The organism is Novosphingobium sp. CECT 9465 (genome assembly GCF_920987055.1).
In the GTDB taxonomy this organism is placed as follows: domain Bacteria; phylum Pseudomonadota; class Alphaproteobacteria; order Sphingomonadales; family Sphingomonadaceae; genus Novosphingobium.
On the sequence record NZ_CAKLBX010000001.1, the window covers coordinates 3144537 to 3161729 of the forward strand.

The 17193-nt window shown below is 59.9% G+C and carries 17 protein-coding genes; 6 read left to right on the forward strand and 11 right to left on the reverse strand.

All coding sequences use genetic code 11. From position 1 onward, the window contains the following. Positions 1-5 precede the first annotated feature (5 nt). Positions 6-1049 (forward strand): toprim domain-containing protein, encoded by a 1044-nt coding sequence (locus LUA85_RS15335; RefSeq protein WP_231471124.1) that lies wholly within the window; start codon positions 6-8, stop codon positions 1047-1049. 319 nt (positions 1050-1368) lie between these two features. Then, entirely contained in the window at positions 1369-2304 is a 936-nt protein-coding gene (locus tag LUA85_RS15340; protein ID WP_231471125.1) for a DUF2493 domain-containing protein, read from the forward strand. 181 nt (positions 2305-2485) lie between these two features. Here the strand turns inward: LUA85_RS15340 and LUA85_RS15345 are convergent, their stop codons facing one another. After that, positions 2486-2836 (reverse strand): helix-turn-helix domain-containing protein, encoded by a 351-nt coding sequence (locus tag LUA85_RS15345; RefSeq protein ID WP_054109466.1) that lies wholly within the window; start codon positions 2834-2836, stop codon positions 2486-2488. A 47-nt stretch (positions 2837-2883) separates the two neighbouring features. Between LUA85_RS15345 and LUA85_RS15350 the strand changes: the two genes are divergently transcribed. Next, the gene (locus LUA85_RS15350) at positions 2884-3366 is read left to right on the forward strand and encodes an NADAR family protein (RefSeq protein ID WP_054109467.1); all 483 of its coding nucleotides are present in this window, start codon (positions 2884-2886) and stop codon (positions 3364-3366) included. Here LUA85_RS15350 and LUA85_RS15355 read toward each other — a convergent pair. The 7 genes from LUA85_RS15355 to LUA85_RS15385 all read right to left on the reverse strand — a co-directional run bounded on the left by LUA85_RS15355 (position 3345) and on the right by LUA85_RS15385 (position 11683). Further along, positions 3345-4319: a PfkB family carbohydrate kinase gene (locus tag LUA85_RS15355; RefSeq protein ID WP_054109468.1), complete on the reverse strand. Its 975-nt coding sequence runs from the start codon at positions 4317-4319 to the stop codon at positions 3345-3347. The two genes, LUA85_RS15350 and LUA85_RS15355, sit on opposite strands and share 22 nt — an antisense overlap. After that, the gene (locus tag LUA85_RS15360) at positions 4316-6256 is read right to left on the reverse strand and encodes an HAD hydrolase family protein (protein WP_231471126.1); all 1941 of its coding nucleotides are present in this window, start codon (positions 6254-6256) and stop codon (positions 4316-4318) included. Before LUA85_RS15360 ends, LUA85_RS15355 begins: the two co-directional genes overlap by 4 nt. Continuing rightward, a complete protein-coding gene (locus LUA85_RS15365; protein ID WP_054109470.1) occupies positions 6253-7341 on the reverse strand; it encodes a hypothetical protein in 1089 nt (362 codons plus the stop codon). Before LUA85_RS15365 ends, LUA85_RS15360 begins: the two co-directional genes overlap by 4 nt. After that, entirely contained in the window at positions 7334-9253 is a 1920-nt protein-coding gene (locus tag LUA85_RS15370) for a hypothetical protein (protein WP_054109471.1), read from the reverse strand. The genes LUA85_RS15365 and LUA85_RS15370 overlap by 8 nt, the downstream gene beginning before the upstream one ends. 4 nt (positions 9254-9257) lie before the next feature. Next, positions 9258-10400 (reverse strand): hypothetical protein, encoded by a 1143-nt coding sequence (locus LUA85_RS15375; RefSeq protein WP_231471127.1) that lies wholly within the window; start codon positions 10398-10400, stop codon positions 9258-9260. 197 nt (positions 10401-10597) lie between these two features. Beyond that, the gene (locus LUA85_RS15380; RefSeq protein WP_054109473.1) at positions 10598-11281 is read right to left on the reverse strand and encodes an RES family NAD+ phosphorylase; all 684 of its coding nucleotides are present in this window, start codon (positions 11279-11281) and stop codon (positions 10598-10600) included. 3 nt (positions 11282-11284) lie between these two features. After that, positions 11285-11683 carry an antitoxin Xre-like helix-turn-helix domain-containing protein gene (locus LUA85_RS15385; RefSeq protein WP_197274702.1) on the reverse strand — a complete coding sequence of 133 codons (399 nt, stop codon included), beginning with the start codon at positions 11681-11683 and terminating at the stop codon, positions 11285-11287. 438 nt (positions 11684-12121) lie between these two features. On the opposite strand from LUA85_RS15385, the gene LUA85_RS15390 reads away from it, so the two are divergent. Continuing rightward, positions 12122-12442 (forward strand): DUF736 family protein, encoded by a 321-nt coding sequence (locus LUA85_RS15390; protein ID WP_006966713.1) that lies wholly within the window; start codon positions 12122-12124, stop codon positions 12440-12442. Between the two features lie 390 nt (positions 12443-12832). Here LUA85_RS15390 and LUA85_RS15395 read toward each other — a convergent pair whose 3' ends face one another. Then, on the reverse strand, positions 12833-13228 hold the full coding sequence (locus LUA85_RS15395; protein WP_054109476.1) for a type II TA system antitoxin MqsA family protein: 396 nt from the start codon (positions 13226-13228) through the stop codon (positions 12833-12835). A gap of 104 nt (positions 13229-13332) precedes the next feature. After that, positions 13333-14613, reverse strand: coding sequence for a site-specific integrase (locus LUA85_RS15400; RefSeq protein ID WP_231471128.1), 1281 nt, complete (start codon positions 14611-14613; stop codon positions 13333-13335). Positions 14614-14996: 383 nt separating this feature from the next. On the opposite strand from LUA85_RS15400, the gene LUA85_RS15405 reads away from it, so the two are divergent. Both LUA85_RS15405 and LUA85_RS15410 read left to right on the forward strand, forming a co-directional pair. After that, positions 14997-15776 carry a hypothetical protein gene (locus LUA85_RS15405; protein WP_231471129.1) on the forward strand — a complete coding sequence of 260 codons (780 nt, stop codon included), beginning with the start codon at positions 14997-14999 and terminating at the stop codon, positions 15774-15776. A 54-nt stretch (positions 15777-15830) separates the two neighbouring features. Then, on the forward strand, positions 15831-16349 hold the full coding sequence (locus LUA85_RS15410; protein ID WP_231471130.1) for a hypothetical protein: 519 nt from the start codon (positions 15831-15833) through the stop codon (positions 16347-16349). 221 nt (positions 16350-16570) lie between these two features. Here the strand turns inward: LUA85_RS15410 and LUA85_RS15415 are convergent, their stop codons facing one another. Beyond that, a complete protein-coding gene (locus tag LUA85_RS15415; RefSeq protein WP_231471131.1) occupies positions 16571-16993 on the reverse strand; it encodes a hypothetical protein in 423 nt (140 codons plus the stop codon). Positions 16994-17193: the final 200 nt, after the last annotated feature.

Consider the following 17193-nt stretch of genomic DNA (forward strand, 5'->3'; position numbering starts at 1 on the left):
CCCGCGTGGATAGTCCCGCCACCGATATCGCCCGCCGCCTTGCCGCCTCAGCTGAGGCGGTCTGCCGTCGTTACCTGTCCAATGGTCGCCGTGAAGGCCGCTACTGGCTGGTCGGCGATGTTCACAATTCGCCAGGTCGCAGTCTCTACGTCCGATTGTCTGCGACAACCGAGAGCCGGGGAGGCGCAGGCAAATGGACAGACGCGCAAAGCGGCGACCATGGCGATCTTCTCGACATCATCGCCGCAAGCTGTGCCCACCAGACCATGCGCGAAACGCTCGACGAAGCCCGCCAATTCCTGAGTCTGCCGCCGCCTGATGAGATCAAGCCCCGAAACCCGACCATACGCAAAGCGCCGACCGGCACACCAGAAGCGGCCCGGCGCCTATGGGCCGCCTCAAAGCCGATCACGAACAGCATCGCAGCGCGTTATCTTGGTCGCCGGTCGATCATCGATCTGTCCGGCATTGATCAACTGCGTTTCCATCCGCGCTGCTACTATAGGCCTGCTGAAGATGATGTCCCCGGAGTGCGGGAGGCATGGCCCGCCATGATCGCTGCAGTCACCGACAATGAGGGCACCATCACGGGGGTTCACCGCACTTGGCTTGATCCACAATCCCACGACAAAGCCGCTGTCGCATATCCACGACGCGCCATGGGGCACTTGCTCGGCTCGGGCGTCCGGTTCGGCAAAGCGGACGGTGTCATGGTTGCCGGTGAAGGCCTCGAAACTCTCCTGTCGTTGCGGCAGGTGATGCCATTCATGCCCATGATCGCAGGACTATCGGCCGCCCACCTCGCTGCCATCCAGTTCCCTGCTGCGCTGCGCTGCCTCTATGTCGCGCGCGATGATGATCCAGCCGGGGCAACGGCATTGTTGACCTTGACCGAGCGATGCGAACCGGTGGGCATTGCGGTCATACCGCTTGAACCCCGGCTCGACGATTTCAACAGCGACCTTACAGCCTATGGCCACGAGCGACTGGCAGCGGCCATTCGGGTGCAGCTCAGTGCCGCCGATGCCGTGCGGTTTCTCAAAGAATGAGCGAAGTTGGCCGGTAAGCGGGGGATTTTCCGGGGCAGTGGTGCGCATGGCCACCTCTCCCGGTCCTTGAAGGTCGCCACGCCCTCGGCCTTCGGGAGGGGGCGACTGCGGCAGCGGACACGGGCACCGCAATGGCTGCGCTGCGGCTATTTTCCGCCGGGGCTGCGCCCCTTTGCATCGCGAAACAAAATAGCCTTTCTTCGCCATCCTACGCTGGCGCTCCGGCCGCGCGTTTCCGCGCGGTGCAGACCCGTACCCGCAGCCGCTGGTCGTCGCCACGAAGGCCGCGAGAGGCGCGGCTCAGGACACGGAGACCATCATGGCAAGCGCCCCAGATCTTCCCCTTGAAGATACCACCCCCGAACTCGGCTCAACCGCCTATCTCCTTCAGGAAATGCAACTCTACGGCTATCGGCCCTTCGAGGACGAACCCGATGGCAGGCCGCTACCCGATGCCCGCCTTGCCGGTGGCGCGGTCGCCGACATGTTCGACGGGCTTGTCTCAGCTTTGATCGACACCCGCATTGAACCCGATCTCGAAGACCTGCTCTGGAACGTCGTCAACATCTTCCACCGCGCCGGCGAGAAAGTCGAACGCGATCTTGACGACAATGAACAGGCGCAAAAACGCCTTCAGCGCGAACAGGATGGCAGCGAAGTGCGCTCGGTCGAACTTGAGCGCCAGATCGCCGAAGGCATCTCGCTCATCGAACGCCGCGACACGATGGAATTCTTCCGCGAAGCCGCCGCCGATCAATTCCGCATCCACGCCCGCAAGGCCTGGACGCCTCGCACCGGATCCCGCGTCAACCGCAAGGCCATGACCTCAGCCATCATCGACAGCCGCGACTTCCTCGACAAACGCGCCAGAGAAAATGCCCGCGTTCTGCTGCCCGAAGGCACCCGTATTGCCTTCACCGGTGGCCCCGATTGCAACGATCACTCGGCAATCTGGGATGTCCTCGACCGGGTTCATGCGCGTCATGCCGACATGGTCTTGCTCCACGGCGCCACACCAACTGGTGCCGAACGCGCCGCCGCCTGCTGGGCCGACACGCGCCGCGTGCCGCAGGTCGCCTTCCGTCCCGACTGGAACCGACACAAGAAGGCCGCTCCGTTCAAGCGCAACGATCGTATGCTCGAAGCCATACCCGTAGGTCTGGTCGTATTTCCCGGCACCGGCATCCAGGACAATCTGGCTGACAAGGCGCGCAAGATGGGCATTCCGCTCTGGGACTTCCGCGAGAAGCGATGAGGCAGTTAGCTTTGTTCACTCTAGCTGAGAATGGCAGGTTTCCGATTCAGAAACTGAGATGGCTTCGTTGTTATGCGCGAAGTGCAATGTCGGTTGCCGACCCAAATCAAGCCATTCCAAGGCCGATGTCAGAACCACTGGTCTAGCCGCAACACACCTTCCTTCGAAGCGATAACACAACCTATTCGGTGCGGATTTTCAGATCAGCAATCGCGTCCAGTATACGTGTGATGACCTGCGCGCCTTCAGGAGTGTCATCCCAGATTTTGCGCATGCTAGACATCGCCTGGGCCCATTCGGGCGCAATTCCCGAATGATTGGGCTCGAGGCGCGGCACCTTGATCTCGAGCGCTTTGCAGACTTGCACGACGTTGTAACTGAATGTCTTGAAGCGGCCCTCGCAAATGCGACCCACCTGGCTGGGGTGGACAAGGGATATTCTTCCAAGTTCAGCGTAGGTGAGCCCCCTCGACGCGCGAGCGTCGACGATTTTCGCCTTCAGATCATCAAGCTGCTTGATTGTTGGCTTCATGCAAATTAGCATGCATATAATCAAGTGAATTTGCAAGGAGGTCGCGAATGGACGAAATTCGGTTCTATCGGGCCAGCGAAAAGCCCTACGGGGCGTTCAGCAATCTCTATCGTCGGGACGTGGAGTTCGAGGGCGAGACGTTCGTCACAAGCGAGCACGCCTACCAAGCCGGCAAGGCCCGCAAGCCGGAAGTGCGCAAGTGGCTAATGTCGGCGCCTTCGCCTTCGCTACTCGCGATGGCGGCGCACGGGCTGTACTACTGGGATGTCGCCCCTGGCTGGTCGACATCCAAGTTCGACCGAATGCGCGGCGTTCTCCGTGCGAAGTTCACCCAGCACGCCGACCTACGTGAGTTGCTGCTATCGACGGGCGATGCTCGCCTCGTGGAATCCGCCACGGTGGACAACGAAGTAAATCGGCTCTGGGGCGAAGTGAACGGATCGGGCAAGAATATGCTTGGGGTGCTCCTGATGGAAATCCGCGAGGAGCTGCGGCAGGAGGCTGAAGGCTACCTAGTCGCCGCTGAATAGGTCCGACGCTCGCCCAGCACTGCGCGAGCATAGTTTGGTCCGCAGTGCTTGAAGAGGCCACGCGCCCCCGCAAACGCGCAGTTCTCGGCGGCCAGACGTTGGCCGGCCACGATGCCTTCGATCAGCACCGAGGCGCATAGCTCTTCGGCCCGGATGCCTGACGAAAGCATCCAATCGATCACGCCGACGCTGACCATGTCACCCGATCCGCAGGTGTCGAGGACGGATGGGGCGTCAATCGCCGAGCACCAGACGGCGTTGTCATCATGCCGGACCTCGAGCCCCGCTGCGCCGTAGGTGACGATACGGACGCAGTCGTGGTGCAGATCGGCCAGCTGCGAGCCTAGTCGGTCGACCGAGTATTTAAGGATGGAGACGAGGCCGAGCGCCTCAGTGAACATGTCGTCATGATCGACATCCGAGGGCTCGAAGAAAACGATCGCACCGGATAGACGAGCGGCCTTCATGGCACGCAGGATGCTCGCAGAAAGACGGTCAGCATAGAACACGTTACACTGCGTGAGGACATGGAGCGCCGACGCCACCTCGTCCTCTCCGATCGGAACATAGCGCGGAAGCTCTTCGCTCGTCTCCGGACACACGAAAGTGAAGTCGTGGTGGCCGGACGCTGTGTCGAGTTCCTGAGCTATGATGGGAGAGCGTGTTCCCGACTTGAGATGGATGTGATCCACGACGGCACCGGCCTTGACGAACTCGGCAACCAAGCGACCGCCTTCGATGTCGTCACCCAACATCAGCAGAGGTACAACATTGCGATGGAGCATTGCCAGCGAGACAAGAACGTTGCCGCAGGAGCCGCCGAGAGCCTCATCCGTCAGATCGCCGTCAGCGTAGATTCTGTCGAGCACGGTGAGCCCGGTCCCTGCGACGTCGAAGAGGTATTGAAGGTGAGTCGATGTGCCCATGTTCTCGTTTAGTATTCCTTCAATCATTGCCTGTCGAGCTTCAGCGCGGACACATCCAAACGAATCTCGCCAGACGATGATGCCACCAAAGCACTTAACGCTCTGAGAAGTGCCGTCGGTCCGGTTATCGTGCTGCCGAACAGGGACCAGCAACCGTTCGGCGCGCCGCATACCTCGCCGACGCTGATGCCGTAGGCGTGCGACAGGAGCGCGTGGTCGTTTCCCGAAGACGAGCCGCTGTCACCGAAGCAGAGTACTCCCTTTCCATCGCCGGCGACGCTACGGATCGCCTCGACTACCGTCGTCTTTGTCGAAGACGACGGTATAATGTCGAAGCTGTGCCCGGACTCGGATATTCTGACTTCTCCGCTTTCGATTTGGGGACAACGCGCAACATCGAGCGCGAACCGGAACGGGTAACGCAACCTATGCCTATCTATGCAGATCTGAACCGGGCGAGCCTTGAAGGTCTTCACCAAGAACAACTCGTCCTGTTTGTTCAGCCAGGTTACGGTCGCGGCGATGGCGGGATTGGCGGCTGGCGGATCGAGGTCGATATCGACGTCTGCAGTGCGGATGTGCCCGCCGTTATAGTATCCGATGATTATAGAGGGCAGGACGTCTGGGGGAAGAACCTTGCGCAGATCATCGCCAGCGGAACCGCCCCGTCCTGTCGCGATGCCGATCTTGACCCCTAAGCGATGCAGTCGAACAAGCTGGTCGATGATCGCCTGGTCGGGGACCTTGAAGCGATCTTCAGTCGAAACAATTGTCCCATCATAGTCGAACACGACGCCGCCCACGAGTGCCTGCTCCAGGTCTTGAAAGCGTGCGGAGCAAATCGTCAGAAGGCTCAGATTCTCCGGCGGGGCAGAGTCCGCCTTCGCTATGGCAGCACGCTTATGACGGACGCTGGCAGGAAGCTCATGAGCAAGCGTCTCTAGAGACCTGTCGTCGTAGATCGCCCTTCCGAACTCACCGATACCTGGTTTGCCGGGGTCGATGCTCAGGACGTCGCCAACCGCCTCGATGACTGCCAGTCCGTCGATGAGGCCGAGTATGTTCGCGAGCCTTCCGCAAGTGCCGTAGTCGATGCTCACGCGTCGCAGGCCTTCGGGAAGGGCCCCCTCGATCGCTCGCCATGTCGAGCGCGACGAGCTTCCGGTCAACGCAAGCAGAACCGTTTCGTCGGTTCGGTGGTGGAACCACGCATGCCGACCATGCGCGAGATTGCGAAGGTCGGTGGTCTGAACCGGACAGATCGATGCTTCCCAGAACGACGTGTCGAGTAGACAGGCGACAGGTCGAAGCAGAGTGTCACCTGCGATGACAAGGGTGTCCGACTTTCGAATGCCCTGCCATTTCTCCGTGAGGCGGATCCGCTCGCCGGGATTGCGCGAGGCGGCCAGCCGCGCCGAGATCACCTCCAGAGGCGATGGGCTGGCGACCGATTCGCGCGACACCATTGCGCTGGCCATCAGAAGACTAGCCGTCATCGAGAGCAGGGAGTGGGTGGCGAGATAGCCGTCCTTCTCGTCGGCAACTGGCACAACATGAACGTGTCCGCCGCACTTCGATACCAGCGCGGCCGCAGCGCCCGCGGCGTTGCGAGTGACGATGTTTATGTCGCGGCATCCACGATCGATGGCAGCTTTGGCGGCGGCACTGACGTCAGGATTGTCGCCGCCCGCGCTGAACAGCCAGACCGGAGTCGATGCGAGAGCGAAGTGGTCGGTGACCACTTGCATCGGCGTCGCGACCGACGTTAGCCCAAACCCAAGCGAGTCCCGGCACCTGAGGAAGTATTCCGCAGCGACAACCGATCCGCCAGATCCGACCGCCAACGCGCCCCGAGCACCGCCGCGGGCCAGTGCCGTGGCAATGGAAGATGGGTCGAAGCCAGCTATCATATCGAGGGTGGCTGGCAGGGCGTCCAGCTTCGAGCTGAGCCTCGGCGTGCTCATTCGGAGAGATATCCTGCATAGAGCGGACCGGAGAGTACCAGGTGCACAAGCATGTCTGGAGGCCCTCCAATCGACGACTTTGTGGCGCTGAAGTCGTAGCTCTCCGTTTCAACGTATTGGACCGACATGCCGTGTTCGATCGCTGCCATCATGGCTCCAGCGGCGAGAACTTTGCTGCCCAGCGGCGAGAGGACCATCCGTGGTTCGTATGTTCCGTCCATCGTCCGATCAAAGCGCTGCTTTAGGGTCGAGAGCGTCCTATAGCAGTCGAGTGGGTTCTTTTCTGACGCGTAGACGATGTCGCGTGGATCGATCTCCCATTCGTTGACCAGTTCGTTCTGATACTCGGTGAGCAGGTCGTCGGCGCGGCGAGGGTTGCGCGCGGGGAAAGGAAGAACCGGGCAGATTTTATACCAGTTGCCGGGAGTAGCACCAATCTGCGTCAGCGTTGAGGCCCTGCCGCGCGCTAGCTGCGGGATCCAGATTTGCGCAGCATCCAGCGAGCTCATTCCTACGTCGGGAGCGAAACCTTTGACCGGACTGATCCGGCTGGACGGCACGCTCGAAATCAAATCGTCAAGTTCAGGGTTGGAAACGATCATGAGGTGGAATGCGCGCGCTTCGTCGGCCTCGCATTCCTCCAGAAGCAGTTTGGCCGCCGGAAATCCGATACCGATCGAAAGGGCGCTTAGGTCGAGGATGACATCCGTAACGTCGGAGGCAATCGGATTTGCCAAGATCTCGGCGACCACCCGCGCGCCGCCGACAGGAGCGCCGTCGTCGGCGAAGACGTCGATCTTGAAGATTTTCGATTCCGGCACAATCGCTTTCAGAGCGGCCTCGTTACCCTCAGCCCGCTTCACTAGTTCATCGGTGGCGCCTGGCCTCTCCTCGCGGATGTAATAGGCTGTGAGGCGGTCTCCGAGTGCATCTGCCAGCATCTTGGAAACGCGTTGAGAGCGTGGGTCGAAACCGGCCGCCGCGACCAGCAGGACCTTCCGCTTTGGATCGTTGAAGTAGTCGCCAACGAACGCGTCAACGTCTTGATCGAAGTTGGTGATGCAGTTCGACCAATGATTACGCATTCGCCAGGCCCGCAACTTCCCGCAGGTATCCTACCCGCTTCTCCAGGAATCCACCCCGGTTGTAGGTGAGCCCGTGAACTAGGCTGACCGTGCCCGTGAGTTCGATCAGCGCCCAGTGCTTGCCGCCTTGACCATAGTCGCGCTCGATCGTGATCGCGCCGTTGGCGATGGCATGCTTCAACACCGCACCGAGCTCGTCGTCGAGGGAGAGTTCCTGCAATTCCTCTTCGAGGATGCCGATCGCGTTCGCGCCGGCACCGAGGGGAGCGTTCGGCAACAGAGATTCGGACACGCAATCTCTAGCGATCTGGTCGACCATGCTGCGTACTCGGGCGGCATGGGGGAAGGCCCAGCCGTCCATGATCGCGCGCGCCTTGTCCGCAAGCACCTTCTGCTGGACCCTCGCCGGGAGCGGCAAATCCTCGTTGCGGATGGCCCGGGTCTCGATATTCGCCACTAGCGCGCCGGCGAACTGGAGGAATATTTCCGCATTCTCGTTGCTCGCGTCGCAGATGTCATCGACCCCGAAATGGAATGGCCGTCCAAGCTCGTGATAGAGGTGGAGGCGAGCACCATGCGCTACATCAGAGTCAGCTTTCAGCGGCGTCTTCGGATCGGGATCAAAGTCCTCGAAGAGAGAAGGGGCGGAGCGCGCTATACGGACGGCATATCGGTGGATCAGGATCCGCACCATGGCGAGCGCAACTTCCGGTCCGTCGTCGTAAGACCGCGAGCGTTTGAGGTAATCGGCCACGATCGCGTCGATCTCCTTGCGTCTGGAATCCGCGACGCCGAGCTTCACCTGCTCCCGGGCGATCTTCTCGCTAAGCGAGCGGATTTGAGGGGCCGTGACGCTCGGCGGCTCTGATGGAAGCAGCCGCTCGATGTCGGTTGCCCCACGGTTCCGGAGCGCCTCGACCAGCGGCAGATAACGTTTTGCCATGTCCTTCGCCATCGTTCGGAACTGACGCCTGGCGGTGTCCTTCTTGCCGTCCTCCACCACTTGCATGCGGATGTCCACGAAGTCTCGCCCTTGAGCGCGCCCGTGCGAAGGTTGAGCGCCTGGCGATCGAAGCACCGCTCCCGGGCTGAGGGCGTCGAGCCGCATCATCATCCATCGCCCGAAACGCATTTCTCGGTGCGACAGCGTCTCGAACATCTCTTCGAGCTGATCGTGGTGCAGCGCGTGTACGTCGTCCAGCATCACCAGCGGCGTCACTTCGATCAGATCTCCTTCCCATTCGATCCTGATCCGCTGAATGGCGTCGAACGGCGCGTATGGGGCGGTCGCCTCCTCGGGCAGGTCGCCGAGCTTGGGCGGTCGCAGGCCGGCGCCGATGGAGTAAATCGCGCGCTGAACGGCGAGCGCCCTATCCCGGACGCCTACGGCGGTGAGGCCGCCGATCTGCTCCAGATGCGCCTCGTATTCCGCTCGCGGCACGAAGGTGATCCCGTCGAGGCTGCGGGTTTTATTGGCTGTTAGGTTCCGAATGAGGCCAAGCATGGCTCGCGCCTGCACCAGCCAGAAGGCAAGCTTCGTCTTCACTGCGGGGTCGTAGGGAAGTTCCCAGAACTCGCGGTATTCAGATTCCATCGGAACCCTCACGGCGGCGACATGCGGGATGGCGTTCTGGAGAAATCCGGCTTCGGCGAGCGCTGCGGCGAGGGTCCGGTTGGTGGCGTTGGTGCGGTCCTTCAAGATTGCCTCGACCATTTTGAACTCGGCGAGGGTCGCCAGCATCGTCTTTCCACTGCCCGGCGAGCCGATAATGCGCACCGGCACCTCGAACATGTCGTCCTTGTGCTTATTCTTCGCGAGAAACGTGGTGAGCGGAGAAGGGCTGACGATCGACAGAAAGGAAGCGTCGTCGCGGACGTATTCTGTTGCACGACGGAGGAATGGGTTTGCCATATGATTACCCGTGACGGTCGCGACGGAGGAACAGCGGGCTCATCCGACGACCCAGCTTGCCCTCTGTTTCGGCCCATAAGATCGGGACCGAGTTGTTGGGCGTGTTGTGTTCGAGGATCAGCGGAAGCCCGCAGTTCGCGTATCCATACTTCATGTCGTCCTGGCCTGCTTCCTTGCAGTGCTTCTCAAGCCGCATGAACAGCTCGTGATCATAGTAGGTGTCGCACAGACCTAGATAGGGCCCGTCTTCCGGTTTCGAAGGCGTCATCACGCCGATCGTCGACTCAATTGAGCCTAGTCGGAGGTCCGTCGGGAGGCGAAGTCCTTCGGTGATGAATGCGTCGCCATAGCTGCGGTCGGTCAGCTTCTCGGCCGCCTCTACGATGCGCTCCTCCAGCGCGTCTCGAGCCTGAGTTGTTGAAATGTAGTGGTGGATATGCAGCGTGTACCCCGTTGAAAGGGGGAATTTGTCTCCGAGATGCTCTCGCGCGTCTTTGACGATCTTCTCGAACTTCGCGAGCTTCCCCTTTGGCGCTCCGCCGCCGGGAAACCGGATAAAGGTGGTGCCGGATGCCGTGAAGTCGTCGATTAGGTAGACGTCGTCGAAACGCGCCTGATCGTCCTTCATCTCCTCTTTGAGATCCTTGCCCAGCCCCTCCCACTTGTCGAGATCGACGTTCATCATCGGGACGACCTGTTCCTGCGACAACCGACCCGAGTTGGCGCGCCGCAGAACGTCGATGCGACTTCCGTCGCTGAGACCGACAAACAGGCAACGGCGAAGTCGATCAGAAAACGCTTTGCTACCCTCTGCAGTCGCCCACACCCCGTAGGGCTTGACGTCCAACGCGCTGGCTACCGCTTTGCGCAGGTATGGTGTTACGATCTCTGGGATGAAGTTCTCTATGACCCGCTGCATCTCCGCGGTAGAAATGTAGACGAGCCGCTGCCGCACCATCCCATAGGCGATCTCCCGGTCGGTCTGATCGAAGTGGCGTAACCACGAAACAAGGCTCTCCAAGAATCGTACGCCGGCTCGGAAGTCTGAATAACCATCATACTTCATTGAGGACATCAGGCGCAGCCAAGCATACTCACTTGTCGCTCGCTCATTATCCCAACCCATCACGCTGGCGATTAAATTCAAGGCGAGTGTGTTTATCATAGTTGCTCGGCGTAAACCTCGTTCTGATAGTGCGCTAGACAGTAAATTTCATAGAGTTCAACCACCGTGCCAATTTTGGCGATAGCGCCCTTCGGGGGAGCCGACTGCGTTGACGACAGCCAAGGGGAAGTTTTTGGGCGGCGGAGCGGCTGAGATTTGGGCGCGAACCTGCCAACACTTCAACTTTCCAGAAACCGCTTCTCATAGACGGTACCGATTCCGCTACCATCCCAAACATAGCACAGATGCCGTTCCTGCCGACAATTCGACAACCGCCGGGGCCGGAACACAGCGGCACATTCTCCGCCGGGATTGCGGACGCTTTCATAGACAATCCCGTCCGACCCGGCATCGCGCAAGGTCCGCGCGGTTTCCTGAGACACGGCATAGCTGCTCGGATGGTACAGAGCTGGCAGCGCCTCCCGTTGCCCACGGATGTCGTGAAGGTTCGCGGCGAGATCGACGGCATAAACCCGCATGTCGAGTTCCTGCGCCGGTTCGTCGGTAGCCTCGAGGAAATGCGTGCGGTGATGCCTGGTTTCGGCAATTGCGGTTGCCAGTGTCATTCCAGCATAGAAGACGCCGTAGCTGCCGTCGGTGAAGCGGTCGCCGACCGGATTGAGGTGGGTGAACGCCGCCATGATCGGCGAGGAACCGGGGCCTGAAACTCGGTCCTCAGGCGGCACGAGCGACAGCTCGCCTGCCTCGTCGCGCAGGCGGTCATTGGTCATCGCCTCGATGGCATAGACCGCTTCAAGATCGGCAGGATCGGCAACTGCCTCGAACAGCGAGATCGGCGGAAATCGGCTCGGGATGATGCGGTAGCAGGGTGTCCAGCGGACTTCAGACGTGGGAATGTCCACGGGTCAGCCGCGCTGCCCGTCAACATACTGACGCACGACATAGAGATCGGCGACATTGCCCGACATCATCCGGTCAAGCGCCGAGGCGCCGCCGAAAACCTGCGCCTTGTTGGGTTTGCGCACCCACTCATCCGCCGTCTTCGGCAACAAGATCTGCAGGCCTTTGTAGATGCCCATGACATAGGAAATCCGTTCCAGCGCATCCTTGGGCAGCGCCGCGACCACGCCGCGCTTCCAGGATTGGAAGGTCGAGCGGCTCTCCAGACCGAGCAAGCGCATCTGCTCCTGCTCTTTCAGGCCCCAGGCATCAGCGATGCGGAAAAATGTCCGCAGGGCCGGACCCGTCAGATCCTTGCGATCAAGTCCCTTTGCGGGCGCATTGGCTGCAGCTTGGATACCCATGTCGGCACGTCCTGTCATGGCTTCATGTGCTTATATTCTGCACAAAAGTCAATATGAGAGCTGATATTGCACAATCCGACCTGTGTAATGCAGCGAGAGCCCACTGCTGTTGCCCGTCCGCTGTCCAAGGTGACGACGCCTCTCGATCTGCCGTTGGCAGCATTTGACGGATGATTGCTGCTGCGCTCCATCCAGTGATCCGGTGGGGAGGAAGCTTCCGACTTTTGGTCGATGAAAACGGAGATTGCGGACTGACGTTCGTTCTCCGGTGGCGCGAAAGCCACCCCTGTTTGTCGCCTGTCTGCGGGTCTCGTCACGCCTAATGCCGTCAACCCCGTGCGGGGTTCGCCCTTCGCTGACGCTGCGGTGACGGCGGCTCCCGGCCCCTTCTTTTGGCGCCATCGGGGATGGTCCCCGACCACCTTTAGGAGAAACGACATGGCTACCATCGCAAACCTCACCGTGAAGTCCGACGACAGCTTCGAAGGCAACCTCGCAACGCTGACCGTCTCCGCGCCAATCGCGATCATCCCCAACAACCGCAAGACCAAGGACAGCGAACCCGACTACCGCATCGTCAGCCGCAAGAACGGCTTCGAACTGGGCGCAGGCTGGAAGCGCTTCTCGCAGAACACCGGCGCCGAATATGTCTCGGTCTCGCTCTCGGCTCCTGAATTCGGCACCATCTATGGCAACATCGCCAACGCTCCCGGCGATGACCCTTCGAAGAAGGTCATCATCTGGAACCCGCCGAGCTAAGGCGTCAGCGTCGGCCCCGCCTTCGTGCGGGGCCGAACTAACGCCAGTGCAAGAAAAGCAGCATGTTCGACGCCAAGCGCATTGCCTGGAAATAATGGGCGATGCAGAGCGAATAGCGACTATGACGGCGTCTGCATCGACATATAGGTCTCGCGCGAATTGGACGAGATCGTCGGCTTGCGCGCGCTTGGCACCGATCGCCTTGCCAGCCAGATGTATAGTCGCGGAATTATCTCGCATCTCACATGCGCGATAATTCCGAAATCTGGGGCGCGCCGAGCTGGGGCATCGGCCCTGCCTTCGGGCGAGACCATTTCTGCTTGGTCCCGCTGCACGTCCGAAATACGTGTACATTTTTCGGACAGCGCCCTGGAAGCGCCTCCTGTCGGCCTACCGCCGGATGTTCCGGAGAGTTGTCACCTCTTCCGGATGGCGATCAAGAATCTCAATCAAGCCGACCGCAGCTTCGCTGGGCTGCATTGTACCACGCTCATACTTTTGGAACGCTCGCCGTCCGCCTCCAATGATCCTACCCGCCTCTTCTTGCGTGAGGCCAAGCTTCTTGCGCACGGCTTTGACCCGTGCGGCATAGGCCGCTCGCAACTCGAGATAGGCTTGATCTATCGCTTGAAGTTCAGCGCCCGAATGGATGGAATCGCCATCGCCTTCAGGATACCAGCCCGGCACCTCCACTTCGAGTGACAACGAGCCAACGCTCAGCGTTTGTATCCGCGCGTCACGCCGAAGCACCTCACCGGTTTTGGGATGAATCCGAGTCTGACCCATCTTCAAACCTCCTTGCCCGATGTTGATCGAAGATCGTTCAGCATCTCACCTGCAAACCCCAGCGCGAAAAGTTCTCTCTGGCTTCCGACAATACACCTTCAAGGTTAATTTTCAACTGCCGCCGTTTGTCTGACCGGGCGCAACGATGCAGCGCCTTCAGCCAGCAGGCGGGCTATCTCGTCTGACGTTTTGCGCACCGCCAACTTCAGTGCTTCGTCGATATGAATATAGTCCTGCGTCACGTTCTGCGAAGCATGCCCAAGCATAGCCCGTATCGTCAGTTCCGTGAATCCGAGTTCGCCCGCGATGCTGCCGAAAGTGTGGCGAAGGGTATGAAGTGTTGCGCCCTCAATTCCCGCCCACTGGCAAACTCTCCGGAAACAGGCTGGTGCAGCCTGGTATGCGCCAGCGCCCGTCATTGACGGGAACACGTAGGGGTTACCAACGATCTCAGGTTGAGCGAGAACGACCTTCAGTGCTTCTGGGCCGATCGAGCGGACCTGAGCATCGGTTTTGGTATCCGGGAAGGAGACAAACCCGCCCTCCGCATGCACCCAGGCGCGCTTCATCGACTGCGCCTCTTCCCGTCTGTATCCTGTCAGCGCAAGTGTCCGTACCACTGCAAGTGCTGTCGGATTTTCGCCGTTACGCTCGCCATAGGCAATGGCTTTACCGAACGCGACGAGTTCCGCAGTGCTGAGTCGCCTCGTCTTCTTGTTGATTGCGAGTTTCTTGGCTCCTCTGGTTGGGTGCTCCGCAATCAGCCCCTTGTGCTTGGCATGACCCAAAATGGCTTGCAGCGACCCGAGGCATCGCGACGCGACGCCAGGTCCGCCAGCGGGCCGACCACCACGGCCTTTACCTCTAGCCTTGGCAGTTTTACCGTCCCGGACATCAGCTTGCATCTGCTCGACATCCGCGATTGTCAGCCTTTTCGCCATGCGATGGCCAAGAATCGGTTTGATGTGCGTGTTGATCCTGCTTTCATCCATCGCGAGCGAGGAGGCCTTGATTGGACGGTTCTTGCGGCCAAGAATGTTACCGGCGCGGGCTTCAACCAGATACCAGTCACAGATCTCGGCGACGGTCATGCCACTGCGGGCCTGATGAATTGCCTCTGCTGGGTCCTGACCACCAGCAACTTCGCCAAGCTTGATCTTCGCCAGATCCCGAGCTTGCTCCGTCGTAATGACACCATAGCGGCCGAGATTGATGCGCCGCTTGATCCCTTCGATGTTGCGGTACTGAACAATGAAGGTCTTGAGCCCCGACGGAAGCGCCCGCAAGCCGAAACCCCGAATCTCGCTGTCCCACAGGACGGCCTGTTTATCTTTAGGCGGCGCGAATGCGTCCACATTGCGCTTGTTCAACTTCGCTGTCGGCATGTTTGACCCTCCATTTGGAGACAAAGATTTCAGAGGGGTGCTTTGTCTCCATTTTGTCTCCAGATTTAAGCGTTTCGAGGGTATTATGGGCGGAGGCAATCGTAAAGGGGAACATCATAAATATCTGATTTAGCGTAGGTAATCGTACTTGGGAGGGTTTGGGAAAAGTGGCCGAAATATTTTGCCAAGGTTGGGGTCGAGGGTTCGAATCCCTTCGCCCGCTCCAAAATTCTGACATAAAATCAATGATATAACCGCCTTGTGCGGTCCTGTTCCGGCAAGGCCCGGTTTCAAAACAAGGACCGGCAAAGGACGTGTCGAACAAGGACGATGCCCACAAGTGGCGGTCGCAAATTACGACGACTGTGCGATACATCGTTCGTATGAGGGGCTATGGCAGTATCAAGTTCGGTCGGCGTGACGCGCTGAAGGCGATTGGCGGGGCTACTGCGATTGTCGCCACAATGCCAACGAAGGCCATTTCGCAAGGGCGTCGAAAAATGCGTCAATTCCCGCCGTTCGAACTTCAGGCTTCGGCGGCGGATATGCTGTCGTTACGCGCCGGGGTTCGGGGGTATGCGACGGACGGTGTTGGGCCATCGCCTAGCATGGTTTGGATAAAGGCGGCGAACGATACGATGCTCGCTGTCGGCGTCGATTCTCGCGACTTAGAATTTAAGTTCGAAGTTTTCACGTTGGCGCTCGAAACCGAACAGGCTCTGGCGCATCGTGTCTTGACCGCGCCGCCGGTCAAATTACCCGACGACGCCCCCGAAATGATGAAGCAATGGGCGAGTATGCCCCGCGTTGCGCCGAAGCCCCCAGCGGACTTTAAGCCGTGGCCATTCGATGCTTGGCGCGTCGAAGTGCTTCGGCGAGCGGAATATATCATCGGCGACCTTCAACCGCCGCCCGAAACTTTCGGCAATGATCCCGTCGCACAAAACCCCGCAAGGCCGGGCGAAGTCCCGCCGGAAGCATGGGCGGCTTGCGACGTAGCGGTTGGATTGCTTTTCAGTGGTTCCGGCGGAAAGCGGTTGATGGTCGCCGTCGATTGGATGCCCTTCAATCTAATCGTGACGCAGGACGAACCGGCCATCGTGGAATTTATCGAATCGTGCGCGACAATCGACGTTGAAGAATATGTGAAACGTTTGGCGTAGCTGAAGATGGCAAAGTCGAAGGATGATAGCCGACGCCGGTATGTGACCGAACCGTTGGCCCGCGCCGAAGTGCTGCAACGCCTCGCACCGCACTTCGAATTTATCGAAGAAGTCGAAGCCATCAACGCCGATGGCCACGCGCTGCGAATTGACGCCGTAGCGACATGTCGCACGAACGGCTGGACGTTCGGTTGGGAGTTCAAGAAATCGCACTTGTTCAAGAGCGAGTTCGCCGACGCAATGCGGCAAGCCATCCACTATCGGTTCTCTCGCATCACCGACGCCCGCCTGCCTGCCCACAAGGGATTGCAGTTGCCAGCCGTTGCGCTGTTTCCCGATTGGCTTGGCGAACACGACGATGACGTGACGAACTACGGCAAGGAAGCTGAAGGTATGCGACTGGTCGGCGCTCAATTTCGCGTCGGCACGATGCGCCAAACTGGCGACAATAAGTTCGCCTTCATCATGGGCCAGTCCGCGATTTGGCATTCATCATCGGGTTGGACGAAGAACGCGGACGGCGTGTTGCACGGCAAGCGTGGGCTAGGTTCTACGCGCAAAAAGGACAGCTAAAATGCGTTCGGTCCTTTGCCCGTCCTTACCAGAATTGCGCGATATAGCATTCGCGCGAACATGCGTCTGAAAATACGCCGATAATTGCGACGTTTGACCGCTATTCCGTCACCTATGTAGGGTTGTGGAATGTAGTGCGGCTGAAAAACCCGGCCAACGCTGGAACATACGTTGACCGGGTTTCCGACGCGACGGGCAAGGGAAGGACAAAACCGCCGCGCCTATGGGGTGAACTTCAGTGCCGCCACTTCCTTGCGACGAAGCTTGAACAGCGGCACGACGACGACCGGCGCGTTGGGGTCAAGGTCGTCGGCCCCGGCAAGCCGGATGGCTCCCTGTGGGGTCGTGGCGGGTCCAGGAGAGGCACGAAGCTTAGGACCGGCCAACCCGTTGCCGTCCGCGCCGTGCCACGATGCCATGCCGCTTGCCGCCGCCTGTTGCGTGCTGAACAGGATGCTGGCCAGCCGCAAGGCTGTGCGCGGCTGAAATGGCGGGTCGCCCAAGTCCGCCGAATCTGGCAGCGAAACGTCCGCCGCGTCGTCGAACGAAATCAGCAAGGGCAGCGCGTTCGGGTGATAATCGCAATCGAACGGTTCGGCGAAGTTGACGGGTAACAGTTCGGCGAACCGGCCCTTCGCAAGCATATCGTCGTGACGTTCAACGACCGGCTTGCGCGCGCCCAACAGCCCGCGACGTGGCGCACGGCGCTTAGGATAACGCCCAAAAGCGTTCCATCATCCTTGCCATGCTCTGACATGGGCGGGAGCTTTGGGGCCGGCTGGGATGAAGGACAACCCACCGGCCACTGAAGGGCCGATGGGTTTCCTGACCGCACTGTCAGAAC

What these genes read in the sequence shown, in the direction of transcription:
- LUA85_RS15340 (WP_231471125.1), top strand. Translation starts at nt 1,369, where the DNA reads ATGGCAAGCGCCCCAGATCTTCCCCTTGAAGATACCACCCCCGAACTC.
- LUA85_RS15345 (WP_054109466.1), bottom strand. Translation starts at nt 2,836, where the DNA reads ATGAAGCCAACAATCAAGCAGCTTGATGATCTGAAGGCGAAAATCGTC.
- LUA85_RS15350 (WP_054109467.1), top strand. Translation starts at nt 2,884, where the DNA reads ATGGACGAAATTCGGTTCTATCGGGCCAGCGAAAAGCCCTACGGGGCG.
- LUA85_RS15355 (WP_054109468.1), bottom strand. Translation starts at nt 4,319, where the DNA reads ATGATTGAAGGAATACTAAACGAGAACATGGGCACATCGACTCACCTT.
- LUA85_RS15360 (WP_231471126.1), bottom strand. Translation starts at nt 6,256, where the DNA reads ATGAGCACGCCGAGGCTCAGCTCGAAGCTGGACGCCCTGCCAGCCACC.
- LUA85_RS15365 (WP_054109470.1), bottom strand. Translation starts at nt 7,341, where the DNA reads ATGCGTAATCATTGGTCGAACTGCATCACCAACTTCGATCAAGACGTT.
- LUA85_RS15370 (WP_054109471.1), bottom strand. Translation starts at nt 9,253, where the DNA reads ATGGCAAACCCATTCCTCCGTCGTGCAACAGAATACGTCCGCGACGAC.
- LUA85_RS15385 (WP_197274702.1), bottom strand. Translation starts at nt 11,683, where the DNA reads ATGGGTATCCAAGCTGCAGCCAATGCGCCCGCAAAGGGACTTGATCGC.
- LUA85_RS15390 (WP_006966713.1), top strand. Translation starts at nt 12,122, where the DNA reads ATGGCTACCATCGCAAACCTCACCGTGAAGTCCGACGACAGCTTCGAA.
- LUA85_RS15395 (WP_054109476.1), bottom strand. Translation starts at nt 13,228, where the DNA reads ATGGGTCAGACTCGGATTCATCCCAAAACCGGTGAGGTGCTTCGGCGT.
- LUA85_RS15400 (WP_231471128.1), bottom strand. Translation starts at nt 14,613, where the DNA reads ATGCCGACAGCGAAGTTGAACAAGCGCAATGTGGACGCATTCGCGCCG.
- LUA85_RS15405 (WP_231471129.1), top strand. Translation starts at nt 14,997, where the DNA reads ATGAGGGGCTATGGCAGTATCAAGTTCGGTCGGCGTGACGCGCTGAAG.
- LUA85_RS15415 (WP_231471131.1), bottom strand. Translation starts at nt 16,993, where the DNA reads ATGCTTGCGAAGGGCCGGTTCGCCGAACTGTTACCCGTCAACTTCGCC.